Annotated in this window: 2 protein-coding genes; both read right to left on the bottom strand. The window is 42.0% G+C overall.

All coding sequences use genetic code 11. From position 1 onward, the window contains the following. Window positions 1–341 precede the first annotated feature (341 nt). Window positions 342–743: a hypothetical protein gene (locus AEA42_RS12680; RefSeq protein ID WP_055647918.1), complete on the bottom strand. Its 402-nt coding sequence runs from the start codon at window positions 741–743 to the stop codon at window positions 342–344. Between the two features lie 34 nt (window positions 744–777). Beyond that, window positions 778–1704 carry a putative phage abortive infection protein gene (locus AEA42_RS12675; protein ID WP_055647917.1) on the bottom strand — a complete coding sequence of 309 codons (927 nt, stop codon included), beginning with the start codon at window positions 1702–1704 and terminating at the stop codon, window positions 778–780. Between the last annotated feature and the right edge of the window lie 546 nt (window positions 1705–2250).

Raw genomic sequence — 2250 nt, 5'->3', positions numbered from 1 at the left:
CACGAGTACCAGTTGGGAGAGGCGCCACCTCAAGTCACAGGACTCACAGTGGACCAGCAGATCATTCTCGACGTGTTAGGCGAACGGTATCGGCAAATTTATTCCTAAATCAGGTGCGGAAAGTCGGATCCATGCCTCGCTCACGCGATTTTCTTCAACGCCCTTCAGCAACTTCGCAGGGGAAGGTGAACTTCTGTAGCTACTGTACGAACTATTAATCCCCCCAAAATCTGTGCCTGTCCCAACTTTTACTTGGCAGCAATTTAACGCCCCGCGCATGCGCGCGAACTTGTGAGCGTAGCAGGGGCCGCAGGCCCCGAATGACGCGGATTGTTAGGTGCTTAAGTTGCAACCTTAACATCTACTAAACCGATTGACTCAACCAAAACCACGTAATCGGCGCCAAAAATTAAATAAGATTCTAATGATGCATCTGCACGATATGAATCAAGATGAGCATAAAGACTGCGCCGGTAATTGGCTGAAGCCTTCCAAATTGGAGATGTTTTTGCCCCTTTTTCCAGCGACACAAAGTCAACGTCACTAGGCATACCCGGTAGCGGAGACAACTCGTAATTACTTTCTTCAACACAATAGAATGCAATCACTTGGTAGAAGAACATTTCTATTACCTGCGAGTGGAATGCTAGCTTTATAACAACACCACCGCTTGCATCTGTTTGTACATCCACTTCTGGGTACAAACCCAAATTTTCATCAGTTATAAAATACGGAGAAAACATCTGCGATCACCTAACGCCGCCAGCAGAGGCGCTGCTATGCAGCGTCCTGCAGACTGGCTTTGTTATGTGTTTCTTTTCGAAGACGGTTCTTCTTTTTGATGTTTCTAATTTTTTTCCTATCGAATGGTACATGAAACTTAGATTTGGCCTTTGGTATTTCTATTTTGTGGATGAATGTATAGATGTCTCTGTGGGTGTTTGATACCCCAATATGCGGACCCCGATCAGAAAACAAGTTTGCATTGTGCACATACTCGCGTAATGAATCATTTGGATCACTAACTAAACATTGATAGAAAATATACTTTATCTCATACACAGTAAGCTGCGATGCAAATAGATCTAGGTATATTTCTTTTTCTCTTTGTGACTCTAGTTGGGACTCTATTAGAGTAAATATGCTAGTTATTGTTTCTAAATACCTAGACTGGCGTGCCAGGGTGGTTTGAATCTCTACAAAGAGCGCGTAAGCCATTTCCGTTTTTTCATCTTCTGTAGTGTTTTTAAAACCTTGGAACCCGTAACTTGAATAGCTTTTTTTCAACCTTCCGAGAAGAAACCTTAGTGCGTCAATGCCTTTTAGTCTTTCGGCATCATCAGATAAGACAGAGAGCTCTGACAGATTTCTCTTATGGAACTCCAGAAGTCTGTAAAATGACTCATTGAAATTTTGGATTTTAAATATTTTCTTTTGTTCTGAGATTTCTAGCCTTGTTTCCTTAAGCTCCTCGCGTTGAAGTCTTAATTCCTCTCTCTGCAAAAGAATTGTGATAATCATCCCGGCAAATGCTAATCCGGAAAACATTGAGGTGACTATACCAAAGCTATCTCCAAACACCCCTGCCTGACCAATTGTCAGACTTGATATCGGCCATGTGATCCAGAGTAGGAATATCGCATAGCTTGCAACTACAAAAACCACACCACCCAAAATAAATTTTGATAGTTTTCCTACGCTCAATTTTGACTCCTTAGAACACATAACAGTGTATTACCTGCTCTTCTAATAAAACCCAACCCGAATATGGTTAGACATGGGAATAAACGAGTAAATAAGTTAATTATGACAATAAGTTAGCATCAGTTTCAGTGGGCTATCAACATTTTTCATCCAGAAAAATCGCGACCTTATTTACCGAGAAGCATTTTGGCGCGGTAAATAGTATTAGGCAAAGTGAAAGAGTAATAATTTCAGTTAATTGCATGAACATCCAAGCAAATATGAAAGATGGGACAGGCACAAATCTTTAGAACTAACAGCTAACACTAAGGCAACAGAAGTTCACCTTCCCCTGCGAAGTTGCCGCGGGGCATTGGAATAAATTGCGTGAGTCCGGACATGGATAATGGAATGGACCCATCCACTTTAAATCGGCCTCACAATGGGCCACGATGTAGTCGCTAAAACTCATCAGAAAGAGGACGGGTCCACCTATGAAGATTACTACAATCGGTTTAGATATCGCAAAGTCTGTTTTTCATGCTGTTGGCGTCGATAAAGCAGGCA

Origin of the sequence: Shewanella sp. Sh95 (assembly GCF_001308045.1) — a bacterium.
Classification (GTDB): Bacteria; Pseudomonadota; Gammaproteobacteria; order Enterobacterales; family Shewanellaceae; genus Shewanella; species Shewanella xiamenensis.
Note: the sequence above shows the minus strand (reverse complement) of the source record. Positions and strands in the feature narration are given on the sequence as shown.